Annotated in this window: 20 protein-coding genes and 1 tRNA gene; 9 read left to right on the plus strand and 12 right to left on the minus strand. The window is 66.3% G+C overall.

Annotated elements, in window-relative coordinates; all coding sequences use genetic code 11:
- Positions 1–251 precede the first annotated feature (251 nt).
- From NED98_RS19780 to NED98_RS19805, 6 genes are all read left to right on the plus strand, one after another.
- Positions 252–482 carry a helix-turn-helix domain-containing protein gene (locus NED98_RS19780; protein WP_265314228.1) on the plus strand — a complete coding sequence of 77 codons (231 nt, stop codon included), beginning with the start codon at positions 252–254 and terminating at the stop codon, positions 480–482.
- A 93-nt stretch (positions 483–575) separates the two neighbouring features.
- Positions 576–662, plus strand: a tRNA-Leu gene (locus NED98_RS19785).
- 100 nt (positions 663–762) lie between these two features.
- Complete coding sequence (locus NED98_RS19790; RefSeq protein WP_265269300.1) at positions 763–1,335, plus strand: TetR/AcrR family transcriptional regulator; 573 nt, start codon at positions 763–765, stop codon at positions 1,333–1,335.
- Between the two features lie 20 nt (positions 1,336–1,355).
- On the plus strand, positions 1,356–1,823 hold the full coding sequence (locus NED98_RS19795) for a hypothetical protein (RefSeq protein ID WP_265314164.1): 468 nt from the start codon (positions 1,356–1,358) through the stop codon (positions 1,821–1,823).
- Entirely contained in the window at positions 1,816–2,343 is a 528-nt protein-coding gene (locus NED98_RS19800; protein WP_179513445.1) for a carboxymuconolactone decarboxylase family protein, read from the plus strand. The genes NED98_RS19795 and NED98_RS19800 overlap by 8 nt, the downstream gene beginning before the upstream one ends.
- A 21-nt stretch (positions 2,344–2,364) precedes the next feature.
- Positions 2,365–3,144, plus strand: a complete 780-nt coding sequence (locus NED98_RS19805; RefSeq protein ID WP_265269297.1) for an SDR family oxidoreductase — start codon at positions 2,365–2,367, stop codon at positions 3,142–3,144.
- A gap of 5 nt (positions 3,145–3,149) precedes the next feature.
- Here the strand turns inward: NED98_RS19805 and NED98_RS19810 are convergent, their stop codons facing one another.
- Genes NED98_RS19810 through NED98_RS19830 form a run of 5 tightly spaced genes read right to left on the minus strand, consistent with a single transcriptional unit; the run spans position 3,150 to position 5,419 of the window.
- The gene (locus tag NED98_RS19810; protein ID WP_179513447.1) at positions 3,150–3,461 is read right to left on the minus strand and encodes a type II toxin-antitoxin system RelE/ParE family toxin; all 312 of its coding nucleotides are present in this window, start codon (positions 3,459–3,461) and stop codon (positions 3,150–3,152) included.
- A 2-nt stretch (positions 3,462–3,463) separates the two neighbouring features.
- Entirely contained in the window at positions 3,464–3,742 is a 279-nt protein-coding gene (locus tag NED98_RS19815) for a type II toxin-antitoxin system ParD family antitoxin (protein ID WP_179513448.1), read from the minus strand.
- 45 nt (positions 3,743–3,787) lie between these two features.
- Complete coding sequence (locus NED98_RS19820; RefSeq protein ID WP_265314166.1) at positions 3,788–4,258, minus strand: cytidine deaminase; 471 nt, start codon at positions 4,256–4,258, stop codon at positions 3,788–3,790.
- Positions 4,255–4,908: a GH25 family lysozyme gene (locus NED98_RS19825; protein WP_265269296.1), complete on the minus strand. Its 654-nt coding sequence runs from the start codon at positions 4,906–4,908 to the stop codon at positions 4,255–4,257. Before NED98_RS19825 ends, NED98_RS19820 begins: the two co-directional genes overlap by 4 nt.
- Before the next feature lie 28 nt (positions 4,909–4,936).
- The gene (locus NED98_RS19830; RefSeq protein ID WP_179513451.1) at positions 4,937–5,419 is read right to left on the minus strand and encodes a UPF0262 family protein; all 483 of its coding nucleotides are present in this window, start codon (positions 5,417–5,419) and stop codon (positions 4,937–4,939) included.
- 111 nt (positions 5,420–5,530) lie between these two features.
- Here NED98_RS19830 and NED98_RS19835 point away from each other — a divergent pair, with 111 nt between their 5' ends.
- Together NED98_RS19835 and NED98_RS19840 are read left to right on the plus strand one after the other, a co-directional pair.
- Positions 5,531–7,024: a replicative DNA helicase gene (locus tag NED98_RS19835; protein WP_179513452.1), complete on the plus strand. Its 1,494-nt coding sequence runs from the start codon at positions 5,531–5,533 to the stop codon at positions 7,022–7,024.
- 92 nt (positions 7,025–7,116) lie between these two features.
- On the plus strand, positions 7,117–7,518 hold the full coding sequence (locus tag NED98_RS19840) for an endonuclease domain-containing protein (protein WP_265314167.1): 402 nt from the start codon (positions 7,117–7,119) through the stop codon (positions 7,516–7,518).
- A gap of 1 nt (position 7,519) precedes the next feature.
- Here NED98_RS19840 and NED98_RS19845 read toward each other — a convergent pair whose 3' ends face one another.
- The 5 genes from NED98_RS19845 to cobA all read right to left on the minus strand — a co-directional run bounded on the left by NED98_RS19845 (position 7,520) and on the right by cobA (position 11,523).
- On the minus strand, positions 7,520–8,278 hold the full coding sequence (locus tag NED98_RS19845; protein ID WP_179513454.1) for a phosphoadenylyl-sulfate reductase: 759 nt from the start codon (positions 8,276–8,278) through the stop codon (positions 7,520–7,522).
- On the minus strand, positions 8,271–8,699 hold the full coding sequence (locus tag NED98_RS19850; RefSeq protein WP_179513455.1) for a DUF934 domain-containing protein: 429 nt from the start codon (positions 8,697–8,699) through the stop codon (positions 8,271–8,273). Before NED98_RS19850 ends, NED98_RS19845 begins: the two co-directional genes overlap by 8 nt.
- Positions 8,692–10,326 (minus strand): nitrite/sulfite reductase, encoded by a 1,635-nt coding sequence (locus NED98_RS19855; RefSeq protein WP_265314168.1) that lies wholly within the window; start codon positions 10,324–10,326, stop codon positions 8,692–8,694. Before NED98_RS19855 ends, NED98_RS19850 begins: the two co-directional genes overlap by 8 nt.
- Positions 10,327–10,441: 115 nt before the next feature.
- Complete coding sequence (locus NED98_RS19860) at positions 10,442–10,738, minus strand: DUF2849 domain-containing protein (protein WP_179513457.1); 297 nt, start codon at positions 10,736–10,738, stop codon at positions 10,442–10,444.
- Positions 10,735–11,523 (minus strand): uroporphyrinogen-III C-methyltransferase, encoded by a 789-nt coding sequence (cobA, locus tag NED98_RS19865; protein WP_265314169.1) that lies wholly within the window; start codon positions 11,521–11,523, stop codon positions 10,735–10,737. The genes NED98_RS19860 and cobA overlap by 4 nt, the downstream gene beginning before the upstream one ends.
- A 134-nt stretch (positions 11,524–11,657) precedes the next feature.
- On the opposite strand from cobA, the gene NED98_RS19870 reads away from it, so the two are divergent.
- Positions 11,658–13,475, plus strand: a complete 1,818-nt coding sequence (locus NED98_RS19870; protein ID WP_265314170.1) for a DUF885 domain-containing protein — start codon at positions 11,658–11,660, stop codon at positions 13,473–13,475.
- Between the two features lie 268 nt (positions 13,476–13,743).
- Here the strand turns inward: NED98_RS19870 and NED98_RS19875 are convergent, their stop codons facing one another.
- The gene (locus NED98_RS19875) at positions 13,744–15,354 is read right to left on the minus strand and encodes a helicase HerA-like domain-containing protein (protein WP_179513459.1); all 1,611 of its coding nucleotides are present in this window, start codon (positions 15,352–15,354) and stop codon (positions 13,744–13,746) included.
- Between the two features lie 428 nt (positions 15,355–15,782).
- Positions 15,783–17,321, minus strand: a complete 1,539-nt coding sequence (locus NED98_RS19880; protein WP_179513843.1) for a Do family serine endopeptidase — start codon at positions 17,319–17,321, stop codon at positions 15,783–15,785.
- Positions 17,322–17,400: the final 79 nt, after the last annotated feature.

The following is a 17,400-nucleotide window of genomic DNA, read 5'->3' on the forward strand; positions in this document are numbered from 1 at the left end:
TTAAGAATTTAAGGCTCCCAGCGTTCCGGAATGCATCGCGGAAGCGCTGATAATCGGCAGCTGTCCAACGAAACTGGAGCCTACGCTATGGCCTGTATTTTTACGCCCAGCTACGATGCATTCTAATTTTTCTTGCCTGTAAACGGGTGGCGCCCATCTAATACCTCACTTAACGGCAATAACATGCCGTCATTGTGATCAGGGATTTGCTCATGATCGAGAAGTCAGGTCCAATATCCAACCTCGACACGATGGAATTCACCCGAGAATCCCCGTTCCTGTCGAATGAGGAGGCCGCAGCTTTTCTCCGTTTATCACCGCGGACGCTCGAGAAATATCGGGTTATCGGTGGAGGGCCGCGATTCCGAAAATTTGGGCGGCGGGTATTCTATGCGGGTGCGGACCTCGTCGCCTGGGCTGCTCAGCGCGTCTGCGATTCGACGTCGGAAGCCGCCTGGCGCGCCGTATCGCGGCGCTCATGATAAAGCTCAACTTCGCGTCTGGCATTCTCGAAACCGCTGGCATATAGGCGCTAGCGCAGTCGATCGTTTTGGCCATCCAGTGCCAATCGGTGTGCGGGTGTGGCGGAATTGGTAGACGCAGCGGATTCAAAATCCGCCGATGGTAACATCTTGTCGGTTCGAGTCCGACCACCCGTACCAAACTCATGACATGACCGGCCAGGCGCGCGCGATTGCGCGTTGACATGCGCGGATCGAATTGCAGAATATATGTTCTGGAATTCGAAACCCCGGAGCGTCGATGGCCCGCCCGATCGCTTATGACCGCGCACGCGTGATCGAGCTCGCCGCGCTGCAATTCTGGGAGGACGGGTTCGGCGATTGCAACGTCGACGATCTGACCAGGCGCGCCGGGGTCAACCGGCACAGCCTGTACGCCGCGTTCGGCGGCAAGGCGGGGCTCTATCTCGACGCGCTCGATTTCTACGTCGCGACGATCGCCGCGCCTTATCTGGCGATCCTCGAGGGCGGGGACGATCTGGACGATCTGGCGCATTTCTTCGCGACGGTGGCGCGCGACGGCTTCGACGCGCGCGGCTGCCTGGTCACCAACAGCGTGGTCGAGCTCGGCCGGTCAGACGCCAAGGTCGCGGCCATCGTCGATCGTTATTACGCGCGCTATGTCGCCGCCTTCGCCGGGCTCGTCGCGCGCGCGCAGGTGGGCGGATCGATCCGCGCCGATCTCGATCCCGATGCGGTTGCGGGCTGGCTGCTCGTCACGACGCAGGGGGTGAGCGTCGCCGCGCGGCTCGGCGCGCCCGGCCCCGACGTCGCCGAGATCGTGCGGCAGGCGCTCGCCCCGCAGCACGGCTGATTTCCACCGGAGAAAGAGCGATGCCCGATTGTACCAGCCTCACCCTCGACCGGCATCTCGCGCCCGCGGGCGCCTCGGCCGAGAGCTTCGCGCGCTTATGGGCGGGGCTGTGGACCCAGCGGCGCATCCCGCCCGATCTGCTCGAACTGTGCCGGCTGACCTTCGCGCGACTACATGACGATGCGGGCGAGATGGCGGCGGCCAATCCGGCGGTGGCGCTCGCCGCGGGGCAGCGCGACGCGGTGCTCGCCGGGCAGGCGCCGGCCGACCCGGCTTATGCCGCGGCATTGCTCTTCGCCGAATATTATTGGCTCGACGCGCAATCGATCACCGACGAGGCGGCGGATGCGGTCAAGGCGCATTATGGCGAGCCGGGGCTGGTGCTGCTGATCGAGGCGCTCGGGCTGATCGACGGCCGCATCCGCGCGGCGCGCTGCCTGCGCGATCTCTCCGCCCACACCAGCGCCAAGGAGGCGGCGCATGTCTGACACCCCCCGCGTCGGCACCCCCGGCACCCAGACCGGCAATACGATCCGCGACAGCGCCTTGGGGCTGGTCCCCGAAACCGTGTCGGAGATCATCGCGCTCAACGGCCATGTGTGGAACGACACGATCGTTCCTCCCGCGCTGCTCGAGATCATCCGGCTGCGCAATGCGCGCACGGTCAATTGCGTGTTCTGCAAATCGGTGCGCTACGACGTCGCGCGCGCCGACGGGCTGACCGAGGAACGCGCGGATATGATCGCGCCGGGCTATCAGGACAGCGCGCTTTCCGAGCGCGAGAAGAGCGCGATCGCGCTCGCCGACTGCTATCTCGGCTTTCCCGCCGGAATCGCGCCGGATCTCGCGCCGCGGCTCGCCGCCGCCTTCACCCGCGAGGAGATCGCCGCCGTGCTGGTCGCGCTGATGACCTTCAATTTCACCTCGCGCACCGCGGTGAGCATCGGCGGGATGCCCGAAGAACCCTTGCCGATCATCGAGCTGTCGGTAAGCGTAACGACCGACTGACAATCGATCGGAGAGGAAGCCATGTCGGGGCGGTTTGCGGGCAAGCATGTTTTCGTCGCGGGCGCGTCGAGCGGGATCAACCTCGAGATCGCGCACGGCTTCGCGCGCGAGGGCGCCAGGATCACCGTGCTCAGCCGCAGCGAGGAGAAGATCGCCGCCGCCGCGCAGGGCCTGAGGGACGCGGGAGCGACTGCGCTCGGCATCGCCTGCGACGTGCGCGATTATCCGGGGCTGGAGGCAGCTTATGCTGATGCGGTTGCGGCGCACGGCGCGATCGACGTGCTGGTCTCGGGCGCGGCGGGCAATTTCCTCGCGCCGGCGGTCAAGCTCAGCGCCAATGCGTTCAAGACGGTGGTCGACATCGATCTGCTCGGCACGTTCAACGTGTTCCGCGCGAGCTGGGACCACCTCGTCAAGCCGGGTGCGTCGCTGATCGCGATCACCGCGGGGCAGGCGGTCCACCCGATGAGCTTCCAGATCCACGCCTGCGCCGCCAAGGCCGGGGTCAATATGGTGACCAAATGCCTCGCGCTCGAATGGGGGCCGGCGGGGGTGCGGGTCAATGCGATCTCGCCCGGGCCGATCGGCGATACCGAGGGGATGCGCCGTCTCGCCGATCCCGATCGCGAGAAGCAGATCAAGGGCCGGCTCGCGCTGCGCGATTACGGTGCCAAGCGCGATATCGCCGACGCCGCGCTGTTCCTCTCCAGCCCGGAGGCGAAATATATCACCGGGACGATCCTCAATGTCGACGGCGGGTCGGATCTGGGGGATGCGAGCGCGAATGCTGTGGGGGAATAGGAGCGTTAGGGTTGTTCGTCGCGCAGGAGAGTCTCGAAATCCTGCCCGCCGTAATAAAACCCGATAACCACCACGGTTGTGTCCTCCACCATGAGGGCGATGGTTATGCGGCGGCGATAGGCCAATGTGCGTAATCCACCGCGAATATCGTCGCGCGGTGTTCCGATGCGGGGGAAATCGGACAAAACAGTCAGGCGGTCGACGATCCCGTCGGTGAAGCGTCGCGCGATATCCGGGGAAGCCGCTTCGGCGATAAAGTCGTAAATCGCGTCAAGCTGATCACGCGCCTCGCGCGTAAAGATCAGGCGATAGGCCATTTCTAGCCGCGTGCGGTCGCTCGCTTGTGACGCGCGGCGAGCCCTGCCTTCACCTCGTCCAGCGACAGGCCCCGCTCCGGATCGGCTCTATAGGCATCGTAGGAGGGCAGCACCTCGTTGCGGAGCCAGTTATCGACCGCTCGGTCCCGTGCCTGAAGCGCCCGCAAGCCGTCGCGAATGACCTCGCTCTCGCTGGCATATTCGCCGGACGCGACCTTGGCGCGAACCTGCGCCGCCATCTCGTTCGGCAGCGTCACGCTGAATTGCTGAGTCGAGCGCATCGTCGCTCCTTCCGGCGTAGGATTTAATCCTATTGGCGCCGGCTTTCAACCGGGCGGCCGCGGCGTGATGCCGAGATCGGCGGGGCCGAAAGCGTCCGGCAGCAGCTCGGACAGGCGATAGCTGGTCACCGCATCGCCCTCCGCTGCGCCGCAATGGACGATCAGGTCGCGCCCGCCCATTTGCGCCGCCTCGTTGAGCACTTGGCGGCAACGGCCGCACGGATTGACCGTGGCGGTGCCGATCGGGATGCCGTGCGCGTCCATCACCCCGCCGATCACCGCCACCGCGACGATATCGGTGAGCCGCCCCGCCGCGCTGGCGCTCGCCACCGCGACCGTCTCGGCGCAGAGCGACAGGCCGTAGCTCGCATTCTCGACATTCGCCCCGGTCATCACCGTTCCGTCGCTGAGCAGCAGCGCCGCGCCGACCGCGAAGCGCGAATAAGGCGCGTGGGCGTGGCGCGCGGCGGCGCGCGCGGCGGCGATCAGTTCGGCGGGGGAGGGGATTTCGGTCATGGCGCGGCGACGTCCCAATTGGCGGGGGCCTCGATCCCGTCGACCCGGCGCATATCACTGGCGCGCCACAGCCGCCACGGTCGCGCGGCATAAGAAGGCGCAAGGAAATTGCCGGTCGCCCACAGGTTGCGGGGCAAGGCGGCGGTGATCTCGTAATCCTTCTCGACTGGCTTGGCGACGCGCAGCAGCACCGGCTTGCGCATATGCGCCTCGATCGTCGTGGCGAGCAATTTGAGCTCGGCGATCAGCGCGCCGCGCTCGGGGCGAGCGGCGCAGGCATCGTCGTAGCTGATGTCGATCGCCACCGGCAGCGCATTCTCGTCGCGCGGGACGAAGGTGTTGAACGCATTGGCCTGATCGATCGCGGGCTGGCAGAAGGAATAGACCAGCACCGCGCCGCGGCGCATCCCCGCCGCCTCGATCCCGCGCCAATTGGCCTCGAACGTCGGATCACGTTCGCGCGCGCCGCGCGTCGCCACCGCATAAGCGAAATCGGCGCCGCGCGCCGACACGGTGTTCCAGTCGATCGCGCCATCCTCGGCGCCGACATCGACCCCCTGGACCGGATAATGCTCGATCGACGGCTGCCAGCGTGTTGCATATTGCCAGCCCGCCACCCCGACGAGCGGCAACGACGCCGCGATCAGCACGAATCGCCCCAACCCCCACATTTTACCTTTAACCTTTGATGTGCAGTACGCAGATCAACGTGAACAGGCGGCGCGCGGTATCGAAATCGATTTCGATCTTCCCCGCCAGCCGCTCCTTGAGCAGCTCCGCCGCCTCGTTATGGATGGCGCGGCGCGCCATGTCGACCGTTTCGATCTGTTGCGCGGTCGATTGGCGGATCGCCTGGAAATAGCTGTCGCAGATCGCGAAATAATCGCGGATCGGGCGGCGGAAGCGCCCCATCGCGAGCACCAGGGTTTCGAGATGCGTGCCGTCCTCGCGGCGGATCCCCATCGCCAGCCGGCCTTCCTCCACCGCCAGCGACAGGCGGTAGGGGCCGGCATAGCCGTCGGCATGTTCGCGTTGCGGCGCGAAATAATTGCCCTCGATCAGATCGAAGATCGCGATCCGCCGCTCCTGCTCGATATCGGCCGAGCGCCACAGGATCGTGCGCTCGTCCAGCTCGACATCGATGATCCGCGGATCGGCCATTGTGGTTGCGATAGAGACGAACTCGGTCCGCGACAATCCGCCCCCGTTTTCCACAACTCATTCGGCGCAATGCGGTTGAGCCGCGCCGCAGGGGGCGTAGAAGGTGGCCAGATGGCCACGCTCGCTTTCAACCATGCCGCCCAGCCGGCCGAACCGATGCAACTCCCGCGCAACGTCGAGGCAGAGGCGGCGCTGCTCGGTGCGATGATGATCGACAACCGGCTGGCCGACGATATCGTCGACCGGATCGAGCCGGGGCATTTCTACGAGCCGCTCCACGGCCGCATCTTCGCCGCGATCAAGACGTTGCGCAGCAGCGACATGCTCGCCACCCCGGTGACCTTGCGCCCGATGTTCGAGGCGGACGAGGGGATGAAGGAGCTCGGCGGCCCGGCCTATCTCGCCAGCCTCACCGGATCGGGGGCGGGGCTGATCGGCGCGCGGCAGTTCGCGCAGCAGATCTACGATCTCGCGATGCTCCGCGCGTTGGTGACGGTGGGGCGGACCCTCGTCGATCGCGCGATGGATACCTCGGAGGAGGTCAATCCGCGCGCGCAGATCGAGGCGGCGGAGGAGGAATTGTTCAAGGTCGCCGCCGACGGCGGGGCGGAAAGCAGCGTCAAGACCTTCGTCCAGGCGACGACGATGGCAGTCAAGATGGCCGAACGCGCGCTCAATTCGGGGGGTAATCTCTCGGGCGTCACGACCGGGCTCGATTCGGTCAACGCCAAGATCGGCGGCATGCACCATTCGGATCTGATGATCCTCGCCGGCCGCCCCGGCATGGGCAAGACCTCGCTCGCCACCAATATCGCGTTCAACGCCGCGCGGCGCTGGATGCGCGACATGGAGGACGGGATTCCGCCGTCGCAGTCGGTGGGGGCGAAGGTCGCCTTCTTCAGCCTCGAAATGTCCGCCGACCAGCTCGCGACGCGTATCCTCGCCGAACAGTCGGGGATCAGCTCGGAGGCGCTGCGCATGGGCAAGATCAGCCGCGCCGAATTCGAGAAGCTGGCGACCGCCGCGGCCGAGCTCGAAAACCTGCCGCTGTTCATCGACGATACCGGCGGGCTCTCGATCGGCGCGCTCCACACCCGCGTCCGCCGGCTGCAGCGGCGGCACAATAATGAGATCGGGCTGGTGGTGGTCGATTACCTCCAGTTGCTCACCGGCAGCGGCAAATCGAGCGACGGCAATCGCGTCCAGGAAATCTCCGAGATTTCGCGCGGATTGAAGACGCTGGCGAAGGATCTCAACGTCCCGGTGCTGGCGCTGTCGCAGCTCAGCCGCGCGGTCGAACAGCGCGAGGACAAGCGCCCGCAGCTGTCCGACCTGCGCGAATCGGGCTCGATCGAGCAGGACGCCGATATGGTGTGGTTCGTGTTCCGCGAGGATTATTACGTCGCGCAGAAGGAGCCCAAGCGCCCGATGGAAGGCGACGACGGCAAGATCTTCGAAGACCATGCCAAATGGGCGACCGATATGGAGCGGGTGTTCGGCCTCGCCGAGCTGATCGTCGCCAAGCAGCGCCACGGCGCGACGGGCAAGGTGGTGCTGCGCTTCGACCCGACGATCACGCGGTTCAGCGATTACGCGGGGTATTGAGGCGGGGTTACTCCCCTCCTTCTTCTCCCCTCCCTGGAAGGGAGGGGTCGGGGGTGGGTTGCCCTCCGTATCGCGAGGCGCGAGCATGCGCCATGCCTCGCGTCCCTCCCGCGCTGACCTCCAAGGCTTGCGATCTGAGGAACAGCGCGACGGCCGAAGAACGCGCGTTGTGGGAACGCCTGCGCCACGCCCGCCCGCGCTTCACGCGACAGCTTCCGGTCGGGCGCTACATTCTTGATCTCGCTTGCCGTACAGCAAAGGTGGCCGTCGAAATCGACGGCAGCCAGCATATCGAAAACGCCGAACGCGACGCGGCGCGGACGGTCTTTCTCGAAAAGCTTGGCTGGCGGGTCATGCGGTTCTGGAACAGCGAGGTGCGGAAAAATCCCGACGGAGTCGCCGAGGCGATTCTGGCGAGCCTTGTCGATCCTCGCGGGCCTACCCACCCCCAACCCCTCCCTTCCAGGGAGGGGAGCAAGAAGGAAGGCAGCTAAATCAGAAAACCGGTTCCTCACCCGGCTTGGTCGGCAGGTGGATCCCGCATTCGACCTTGTCCCAGCCGCGCCAGCGGCCGGCGCGGGGGTCTTCGCCGGGGAGCACCTTCGACGTGCACGGCTTGCACCCGATCGACGGATAGCCGTCCGCCTCGAGCGGGTGATGCGGCAGATCGTGCGCGTCGAAATAGGCTTCGAGCCGCGCCTTGTCCCAATCCGCCAGCGGGTTGAGCTTCAGCCGCCCCTCGTCGATCTCGAACCGCGGCAGCGCCTTGCGGGTCTTCGACTGGAACCCCTTGCGCCCGGAGATCCATGCGTCGAACGGCGCCAGCGCGCGGCGCAGTGGCTCGACCTTGCGGATCTCGCAGCAGCCGTCGGGATCGTAGGACCAGCGCAGGCCATTGGCGTCCTTCGCCGCGAGGATGCGCGGATCGGGGCGATAGACGCGCAGATCGGTGAACCCCAGCCGCTCGGCGAGCTCGTCGCGATATTCCAGCGTCTCGCCGAACATCTTCTGCGTGTTGGTGAAGATCACCGGCACGTCGCGGTCGACCTGCGCGATCATGTGGAGCAGCACCGCGGATTCGGTGCCGAACGACGACACCGCCGCGACGCGCCCCTTGAGCTCGTTCGCGAGAAGATCGGCCAGCATGTCCTCGGTCGACACGCCGGCGAAACGCGCCTCATACGTCTCCGCGTCGCCGGCGGCGAACGCCGGCGTCACGTCGATCATGTCGAGCGCGCGCGCGGCATTAGCCATGCCGCAATTTCCACACCGGCACCGCCGCATCGGCCGCGGTCTGATAGCGGAAGGCGTAGCGATCGAGCGTCGCGCGCAGCACCTCGGGGTCGATCGGGGCATTGGGCGCGAAGCTGTCGAAGCCGCAGCGCCGCATATGATCCATCTGATCGACCAGCACGTCGCCGGTGGCGCGCAACTCGCCCTTATAGCCCGCCTCGCGCAGGATCTGCGCCGAGGAATAGCCGCGTCCGTCGCGGAAGCGCGGGAAATCGACCTCGATCAGCGAGATATGGTGGAGATGCGGCAACAGCAGCCGCACGTCCTCGCCCGCTTCCAGCCGCACCGCGGAGGAATTGGTCTGATCGAGGAAGGCGTCCAGCGTCACCGCCGGCTCCTCGGTCGGCTCGTCGTCGCGGAAGCGCAGGAAATCGTCAGCCATAAATTGCTTCCTTGAACGGTTCGAATCCGACGCGGCGATAGGTGTCGAGGAAACGCTCGCCCTCCTGCCGCACCGCGAGATATTTGTCGGTCACGCGCTCCACCGCATCGACGATCCCGTCCTCGTTGAAGCCGGGGCCGGTGATCTTGCCGAGGCTGGCGTCCTCCGCGCCCGATCCGCCGAGCAGGAGCTGGTAATTCTCGGTGCCCTTCCGGTCGACGCCGAGGATGCCGATGTGCCCGGCGTGGTGGTGGCCGCAGGCGTTGATGCAGCCGCTGATCTTGAGCTTCAATTCGCCCAGCTCGCGCTGCCGGCCGAGATCGGCGAAGCGATCGGCGATCTTCTGCGCGACGGGAATCGAGCGCGCATTGGCGAGGCTGCAATAATCGAGCCCGGGGCAGGCGATGATATCGCTGATCAGATCGAGGTTGGGCGTCGCCAGCCCCGCGTCGGCCAACGCGGTCCAAAGTTCATAAAGGTCACGCTTGCGAACGTGCGGCAACACGATGTTCTGCGCATGCGTCGCGCGCAGCTCGTCGAACGAATAGCGCTCGGCGAGGTCGGCGATCACGTCGATCTGCTCGGCCGAAACGTCGCCGGGGATGCCGCCGACGGGTTTCAGGCTGATGTTGACGATCGCATAGCCCGGCGCCTTGTGCGGCTTGACGTTCTGATCGACCCAGAGCGCGAAATCGGGATCGCTGCGATCGATCGCGTCGCTCAGCCCAGTCTCGAACGGCGGCGGGGCGAAATGCGTCGCGATCCGCTCGACCTCGACGAGCGGCACGTCCGAGGCATTGCCGAGGATATGCTGCCACTCGGCCTCGACCTGGCGGGTGAATTCCTCCTGCCCGAGATCGTGGACGAGGATCTTGATCCGCTGCTTGTGGATATTGTCGCGGCGGCCGTTGCGGTTCCACACGCGCAGCGCGGCTTCGAGATAGCTGAACAGATTGGCCGCGGGGAGGAACGGGCGGATCAACGGCGCGACGAACGGGGTACGCCCCATCCCGCCGCCGATATAGACTTCGAAGCCCAGCTCGCCCGCCGCGTTGCGCACCAGCTTCAGCCCGATGTCGTGGAGCCGGATCGCCGCGCGATCCTCGTCCGCGGCGGTCACCGCGATCTTGAACTTGCGGGGCAAGTAGCTGAATTCCGGGTGGAAAGTCGTCGCCTGCCGCAGCAATTCGGCCCAGGGGCGGGGATCGGCGATCTCGTCCGCCGCGGCGCCGGCATATTGATCCGACGACAGGTTGCGGATGCTCTCGCCCGACGTCTGGATCGCGTGCATCTCCACCGTCGCGAGATCGGCGAGGATATCGGGCGCGTCCTGCAGCTTGATCCAATTGTACTGGATGTTCTGCCGCGTGGTGAAATGGCCGTACCCGCGATCGTATTTGCGCGCGATATGCCCCAGCATCCGCATCTGCTTGCCGTTGAGTGTGCCGTAGGGGATCGCGACGCGCAGCATATAGGCGTGGAGCTGCAGATAGAGGCCGTTCTTGAGCCGCAGCGGCTTGAACTGATCCTCGGTGATCTGCCCGGCGAGCCGGCGGCGCACCTGATCGCGGAATTCGTCGACGCGCGCATCGACGATCGCCTGGTCATATTGGTCGTATTTGTACATCCGATTTACTCCGTCATCCCGGCGGAAGCCGGGATCCAGAGACCCAGGCGGCGTCGATCGTGGCGCTGGATCCCGGCCTGCGCCGGGATGACGCGGGGGTTTGCGGCGGTGCTCATCATATCACCCAGCTTCCGGCATTGGGGTCGACCGGCTTGAGCGTCAGATCGGGGCGCACCGTCGGCCCGAGCGCGCGGATGCGATCCTTGATATGCGCCGGGCGCGGGCCGTCGGGGGTTTCCGTCGCGTCGATCACATAGGCACCGTTGACGCGCCGCGCGGCTTCCTCGGCACGCGCGATCGGCTCGCCCTGATCGGCGACATCGACCGCCTCCTCGACATGCCGCGACCAGCCGTCGCCGGTCCACCAGATCACGTCGCCGGTGGGCAGGTCGTTCCCGGTCAAAATCCTCACGCCAATGTCTCCGCTGTTTTGGCCCAACGCGCGAGCTTGTCGTCGGCGTCGCTCAATTCCACCACCTCGCCGACGACGATGATCGCCGGGCTCTCGACGTCTTCGCGCGCGACCATCGGGCCGAGATCGGCGAGCAGGGTCTTGAGCGCGCGCTGATCGGCGAAGGTGCCCTTTTCGAGCACCGCGACCGGCATGTCGGGGGCGACCCCGTCGGCCATCAATTTGTCGGCGATCTGCTCGGCGGTCGCGACGCCCATATAGATGACGAGCGTGCGGCCCTGCCCGGCGAGCCCCGACCAATCCTGCTCGGTCAGCCCCTTGCACTGGCCGGCGACGAAGCTGACCGCGCTCGCGTGATCGCGGTGGGTGAGCGGGAGCATCGCCGCCGCGGCGCAGCCCAAAGCGGCCGAGACGCCGGGGATCACCTCGACGGTGAGGCCCGCGGCGCGCACCGCCTCGACCTCCTCGCCGCCGCGGCCGAAGATGAACGGGTCGCCGCCCTTTAGCCGCACGACGACGCTGCCCGCCTTCACATGCGCGACGATCAGCGCGTTGATCGCTTCCTGCGGCAGGGTGTGGCGCGCACGGCGCTTGGCGACCGAGATGCGCTGTGCGGTCGCGGGCGCGAGATCGAGCACGCGCGGATCGATCAGCCCGTCGTGGACCACCACATCGGCCTGGCGCAGCGCCTCCGCCGCGCGCAGCGTGAGCAGCCCGGGATCGCCCGGGCCGGCACCGACAAGAATGACGCGACCGCGCGCGTCGGGATCGAGAAGGCTCGCCATAGTGCGAAGGCAGATGGCGATAAGCGCCGCGCGCGGCAACCGAGCGATGCTTGTCCCCGGCCTAGACCAGCTTTTCTCCACCCGCGAAGTGTTATATTCGGGTCGTACACTAGAGCCAAAAAGGGGATCCCCGCTTGCGTAAATTTCTTGCCGCCGTGCTTCTGGCCGGCACCGCCCTGGTTGCCGCGCCCGCGCTGGGCCAGGCCGTCCCGCCGCCGGCGCCGCAGCCGGGCGACGGGCCCGAAGACGCCAGGCTCAAGCAGCTGTTCCACGACAGCGACGAAGCGAACCTCAAGCGCAATCCGATCGAGGGCATCTTCCGCGGCGACCTGCGCTATGCCGCGCATCTCGGCGATTATCTGACCGAGGCGCATTATGCCGCCGAGCAGAAGGCGTTGGAGGACGATCTCGCCGCGCTCAAGCGGATCGACCGCGCCAAGCTGACGCATGTCGACCAGATCGCCTATGACGTGTTCCGCAACCAGAATGACATCGCGCTGCGCGGTTTCGCGCCCGATATCCTGACGCCGCAGAAGCTGCGCCCGATCGACCATTTCTTCGGCTTCCAGACCTTCTATCCCGATTTCGCCTCGGGGCAGGGGGCCGCGCCGTTCAAGACGTTGGTCGATTACGAGAACAACCTCACCCGCAACCGCGAATATGCCGAGACGCTCGATCGCGCGATCGGGCTGTTCCGCCAGGGCGAAAAGGCCAATATCGTCCAGCCCAAGCTGGTCGTGCGCAACATGATCGAGCAGTTCGACAATCTGATCAATCAGGGGGTCGAGGGATCGGTGTTCTACGCGCCCGTCAAGAAATTCCCCGACACGATTTCCGCCGCCGATCAGACGCGGCTGCGCGCCGCTTATGCCGCGCAGATCCACGACGTGCTGATCCCGGCGCATCAGAGGATGCGCGATTTCCTCGCCAATGATTATCTCGCGCATGCCCGCGACAGCGTCGGGCTGTCGGCGATGCCGGGCGGGGCCAAGCTCTACGATTATCTGATCGAATCGAACACGACGCTGCCGCTCAAGGCGGAGGACGTCCATCAGCTCGGCTTGCGCGAAGTGGCGCGGATCCGCGCCGAGATGGAGCAGCAGAAGACCAAGGTCGGCTTCAAGGGCAGCCTCGCCGATTTCTTCACCTTCCTGCGCACCGACAAGCAGTTCCAGCCGGCATCGGCCGAGCAGTTGCGCGAAGGCTATGAGGCGATCGGCAAGCGCGTCGATCTGCGGGTGCGCGAGCAATTCTCGCTGATCCCCAAGACCCCGCTCGAGATTCGCCCGGTGCCGGCCTATAAGGAAAAGACCGAAGCGGGCGGCTCATACAATTCGGGGACGCCGGACGGGTCGCGGCCCGGGATCTTCTACTACAACACCTATGATCTCCCCTCGCGCTATATGTGGGAGATGGAGACGCTCTACCTCCACGAGGCGGTGCCGGGGCATCATTTCCAGATCAGCATCGCGCAGGAAAATGCCGCGCTGCCGGCGTTCATGCGCTTCGGTGGCAACACAGCTTATGCCGAGGGCTGGGGGCTCTACGCCGAAAGCCTGTGGCACGATCTCGGGATGGAAACCGACGCCTATCAGCGGATGGGCGGGCTCAACGACGAGATGCTGCGCGCGATGCGGCTGGTGGTCGATACCGGGATCCACGCCAAGGGTTGGACCCGCGACCAGTCGATCCAGTATATGCTCGACAATTCGCCGATGGCGAAGACCGACGCCACCGCCGAGGTCGAACGCTATATCGCGATCCCGGGGCAGGCATTGGCCTATAAGATCGGGCAGCTCACCATTTCGCGGCTGAAGGCCAAGGCCAAGGCGGAGCTGGGTGCGCGCTTCGACCCGCGCGCCTTCCACGCGCAGGTGCTCGATACCGGCGCGCTGCCGATGCCGGTGCTCGAGGCGAAGATCGAGGCGTGGGTGAAGGCCGGCGGGAAGTAAGGTAACCCTCGCACTTCTTGCTCCCCTCCCTGGTGAAGGGAGGGCTAGGGGTGGGTGGGGATGAGGCGGCGCGGAACGGTATCCCCGCGGCCCAACCCACCCCCGACCCTTCCCTTGTTCAAGGGAGGGGCGCAGCGAAGAGGCTATGGCATCGTGCGCGAAATATGATCCACCCCGGCCTTCGCGGGGGTGGTAGTCCGCTCCTTGTAGAGCAGGAGCACAACGGGCGGCTCAACCTGCCCCGATCGAACGCCCGACGTTCCCGCCCCTAGCGCCGGAACAGTCCGCCGAGCACCCCGCGCACCACGCTGCCGATAATCCCGCCGCCCGACGACGACCGGCTGCTCCCGCCGAACACCTGTTTGCCAATCTCATTGGCGACCTGCCGCCCGATCGACGAACTCGCCGCGCGGGTGGCGGAGGTGATTGCCTTGTTCCACGGCGAATTGGCCGCCTCGCGCTCGGCGGCGATGCGCGCGCGTTCGGCTTCCTTCGCCGCCTGCGCATCCTGCTTGGCCTGTAGCGCCGCGGCCTTTTCGGCATCGTCCTGCGCGCGCGCGGCGGCCGCAGCGGCGGCGGCTTCGGCGGTCTTGGCGGCGAGCAGTTCGTGCGCCGATTCGCGGTTGACCAACGTGTCGTATTTCGCGCCGACCGCGTCGGTCTCGACCAGCACCTTGCGCTCGTCGGGGGTGATCGGGCCGACCCGGCTCGCCGGCGGGCGGATCAAGGTACGCTCGACCGGGGAGGGCGCGCCGTCGGGCTGGAGCAGCGAGACGAGCGCCTCGCCCACCTTCAGCTCGGTGATCGCGGTGGCGACATCGACCCCGGGGTTGGCGCGGAAAGTCTGCGCCGCCGATTTCACCGCCGCCTGATCGCGCGGGGTGAAGGCGCGCAACGCGTGCTGGACGCGGTTGCCGAGCTGCCCGGCGATCGTATCGGGGACGTCGATCGGGTTCTGGGTGATGAAATAGACCCCGACGCCCTTCGACCGGATCAGCCGCACGACCTGTTCGACCTTGTCGAGCAGCGCCTTGGGCGCCTCGTCGAACAGCAGATGCGCCTCGTCGAAGAAGAAGCACAATTTGGGTTTGTCGGGATCGCCGACCTCCGGAAGATGCTCGAACAATTCGCTCATCAGCCACAACAGGAAGGTCGAATAGAGCTTGGGGCTCGCCATCAATTTATCGGCGGCGAGGATGTTGACGATGCCGCGCCCCTTGTCGTCGGTGCGTAGAAAATCGTCCATGTCGAGCGCGGGTTCGCCGAAGAAATGCTCAGCCCCCTGGCTGCGCAGCTGGAGCAGCGAGCGCTGGATCGCGCCGACCGATTGTTTGGAGACATTGCCGTAGGTGGTGGTCAGCTCGTCGGCGCGCTCGGCGCAATTGGCGAGCATCGACTGCAGATCGTCGAGGTCGAGCAGCAGCAGCCCTTCCTTGTCGGCGACGTGGAAGGCGATCGTCAGCACGCCCTCCTGCACCTCGTTCAGGTCCATCAGCCGCGCGAGCAGCAGCGGCCCCATCTCGCTGACGGTGGTGCGGATCGCATGACCCTGCTCGCCGTAGAGATCCCAGAATTGCACCGGATTGTCGGCATAATGCCAGTCGGTCAGCCCGATCTCGGCGGCGCGCTGGGCGAACGCCTCGTGGGTCTTGGCTTGCGGTGATCCGGCCATCGCGATCCCGGCGAGATCGCCCTTCACGTCGGCGACGAAACACGGGATGCCTTGCGCCGACAGCCCCTCGATGATGCCCTGGATCGTCACCGTCTTGCCGGTGCCGGTGGCGCCCGCGATCAGCCCGTGGCGGTTGGCGCGCTTCAATTGCAGTACCTGCGGGTTCGCGCCCCCACTGCCGGCGCCGATCAATATGCCGTCGGTCATGCTCACTCCCGGGAAAACCAGTGCTGGGAAAAGACTATAGCATTGGACGAGAAATATAAGCCGTTTGCGCGGGCCGCGATCGGGATTCTGCAACCCCCGTCATCCCGGCCCTGGCCACCGGAGGTAAGTGCAAGGCGAGAGATTCTGACGCGCCGTCTGTTGGCGCGAGATTTCCTCTCCGCCGTTCGCCCTGGGCTTGTCGAACGGCGTCCCGCCGCCCGAGCGTTGGGGCCGCCCTTCGACAGGCTCAGGGCGAACGGAAGATGTTGCGCACGATGGACCCCGGCTCAAGCATGTCCTGAGCGCCTGCCGTGGCAGGCAGTCGAAGGGACAGGGTGACGGGCAGGCCTGCCGCTCGCCCGCCCCAAACGAAAAGGGCGCCGCGCGGTGGGTCCGCGCGACGCCCTCTCATCCGTTTGAACCCCGGATTACTTGATCTTGACCGCGATGAACGCGCCGGGGTTGCGCCCGCGCACGACCATCAGCAGCACCTGCGGCCGCCCGGCGGCCTTCGCCGCCTGCACCCCGCGCGCCAGATCGGCGGCGGTGCGCACCGGCGTGCCGTTGATCGCCGAGACCACGTCGCCGCGGCGCAGCTTCTGCCCCGCGTCGCTCGACGGATCGACCTGGCTGATGACCACGCCCTGCACGGTCGAATCGACCCCGATCTGCCGCGCGATCGCCGCGGTGAGCGGCTGAACGGTGAGGCCGATCGCGTTGGACGGCGCCTGCTGCTGCTGGCCCGACTGATCGTCGTCGTCATCGGCCGAGAAATCGTCCCCGCTGCCGCTGGTGGCGGCGAGCTGGTCCTCCGGCGGGCGCGTCGCGACGGTGACATTGGCCGAGGTCGGCTTGCCGTCGCGGATGATGTCGAGCCGCGCGGTCGAGCCGGGGGTGACGCTGGCGATGAGGTAGGACAAGGTGTTGTCCGGGGTCACCGCGGTGCCGTTGACCTTGGTCACCACGTCGCCGGCGCGCAGCCCGGCCTTGGCCGCCGGGCCGTTCGGCTCGACGCGGCCGATGATCTCGCCCGAATTCTTGGGCAGCCCCAATGCGGCGGCGATATCGTCGGTCACCGGCTGGATGCCGACGCCGAGATAGCCGCGCTTGACCGTGCCGCCCTTCATCAGCGTATCGATGATCGGTCTCGCTTCCTCCGCCGGAATCGCAAACCCGATGCCGATATTGCCGCCGGACTGCGAGAAGATCTGCGAATTGATGCCGATCACATTGCCGTTCATGTCGAACATCGGGCCGCCCGAATTGCCCTGGTTGATCGACGCGTCGGTCTGGATGAAGCGATCGTTGGCGCCCTGCCCGGTGACGCGGTGGACGGCGGAGATGATCCCCGCGGTGACGGTGCCGCCGAGCCCGAAGGGATTGCCGATCGCAATCACCCAGTCGCCGACCCGGGCATGCGCCGAATCGCCCCAGCGGACGAACGGCAGCGGGCCGGGGGCGTTGATCTTGAGCAATGCGAGGTCGGATGCGGTGTCGCGGCCGATCAGCTTGGCGACATATTCCTTGCGATCGGGCAGCGTCACGCGGATCGAGGTGACCACCGCGCCGCGCATTCCCGCGGCGACGACGTGATTGTTGGTGACGATATAGCCGTCGGGCGAGATGATGAAGCCCGAGCCGAGTGACTGCGCCTCGCGCGTCACCGGCGCGCCGCCGCGGCCACCGCCGCCGAACTGGCCGAACAGATCGCCGAACGGCGTGCCTGCGAAGGGATTGGTCGGCTGCTGGAGCGTGACCTTCTGATCGGTGGAGATATTGACTACCGCCGGCTGGAGCCGCGCGACCATGTCGGCGAAGCTCATCGGTGCGCCGGCGCGCGGCGCGGTGGCGGTGATTGCGCCCGGCTCGTTCTGCGCCTGCTGCGCGATCGCGGGGCGCTGCAGCGTCAGCGAGGCGGCAGTGCCGCCGAGGAGGAGGGCGCCAGTAAGGGCGTAAGCGTAGCGCACGGTCTTCATGTTCCTCTCAATCACCCGGCATCGGCCGGGCGCGTTTCAATGGCCTTTCGCCGATGAACGACGATTGAAT

Origin of the sequence: Sphingomonas lycopersici, from assembly GCF_026130605.1 — a bacterium.
In the GTDB taxonomy this organism is placed as follows: Bacteria; Pseudomonadota; Alphaproteobacteria; order Sphingomonadales; family Sphingomonadaceae; genus Sphingomonas; species Sphingomonas lycopersici.

Excerpts from the sequence above, each read along its gene's own strand:
- NED98_RS19840 (WP_265314167.1), top strand. The coding sequence starts at position 7,117 with ATGCCTCGCGTCCCTCCCGCGCTGACCTCCAAGGCTTGCGATCTGAGG.
- NED98_RS19815 (WP_179513448.1), bottom strand. The coding sequence starts at position 3,742 with ATGCGCTCGACTCAGCAATTCAGCGTGACGCTGCCGAACGAGATGGCG.
- NED98_RS19875 (WP_179513459.1), bottom strand. The coding sequence starts at position 15,354 with ATGACCGACGGCATATTGATCGGCGCCGGCAGTGGGGGCGCGAACCCG.
- NED98_RS19845 (WP_179513454.1), bottom strand. The coding sequence starts at position 8,278 with ATGGCTAATGCCGCGCGCGCGCTCGACATGATCGACGTGACGCCGGCG.
- NED98_RS19810 (WP_179513447.1), bottom strand. The coding sequence starts at position 3,461 with ATGGCCTATCGCCTGATCTTTACGCGCGAGGCGCGTGATCAGCTTGAC.
- NED98_RS19800 (WP_179513445.1), top strand. The coding sequence starts at position 1,816 with ATGTCTGACACCCCCCGCGTCGGCACCCCCGGCACCCAGACCGGCAAT.
- NED98_RS19830 (WP_179513451.1), bottom strand. The coding sequence starts at position 5,419 with ATGGCCGATCCGCGGATCATCGATGTCGAGCTGGACGAGCGCACGATC.
- NED98_RS19835 (WP_179513452.1), top strand. The coding sequence starts at position 5,531 with ATGGCCACGCTCGCTTTCAACCATGCCGCCCAGCCGGCCGAACCGATG.
- cobA (WP_265314169.1), bottom strand. The coding sequence starts at position 11,523 with ATGGCGAGCCTTCTCGATCCCGACGCGCGCGGTCGCGTCATTCTTGTC.
- NED98_RS19795 (WP_265314164.1), top strand. The coding sequence starts at position 1,356 with ATGCCCGATTGTACCAGCCTCACCCTCGACCGGCATCTCGCGCCCGCG.
- NED98_RS19790 (WP_265269300.1), top strand. The coding sequence starts at position 763 with ATGGCCCGCCCGATCGCTTATGACCGCGCACGCGTGATCGAGCTCGCC.
- NED98_RS19820 (WP_265314166.1), bottom strand. The coding sequence starts at position 4,258 with ATGACCGAAATCCCCTCCCCCGCCGAACTGATCGCCGCCGCGCGCGCC.
- NED98_RS19805 (WP_265269297.1), top strand. The coding sequence starts at position 2,365 with ATGTCGGGGCGGTTTGCGGGCAAGCATGTTTTCGTCGCGGGCGCGTCG.
- NED98_RS19855 (WP_265314168.1), bottom strand. The coding sequence starts at position 10,326 with ATGTACAAATACGACCAATATGACCAGGCGATCGTCGATGCGCGCGTC.
- NED98_RS19780 (WP_265314228.1), top strand. The coding sequence starts at position 252 with ATGGAATTCACCCGAGAATCCCCGTTCCTGTCGAATGAGGAGGCCGCA.
- NED98_RS19850 (WP_179513455.1), bottom strand. The coding sequence starts at position 8,699 with ATGGCTGACGATTTCCTGCGCTTCCGCGACGACGAGCCGACCGAGGAG.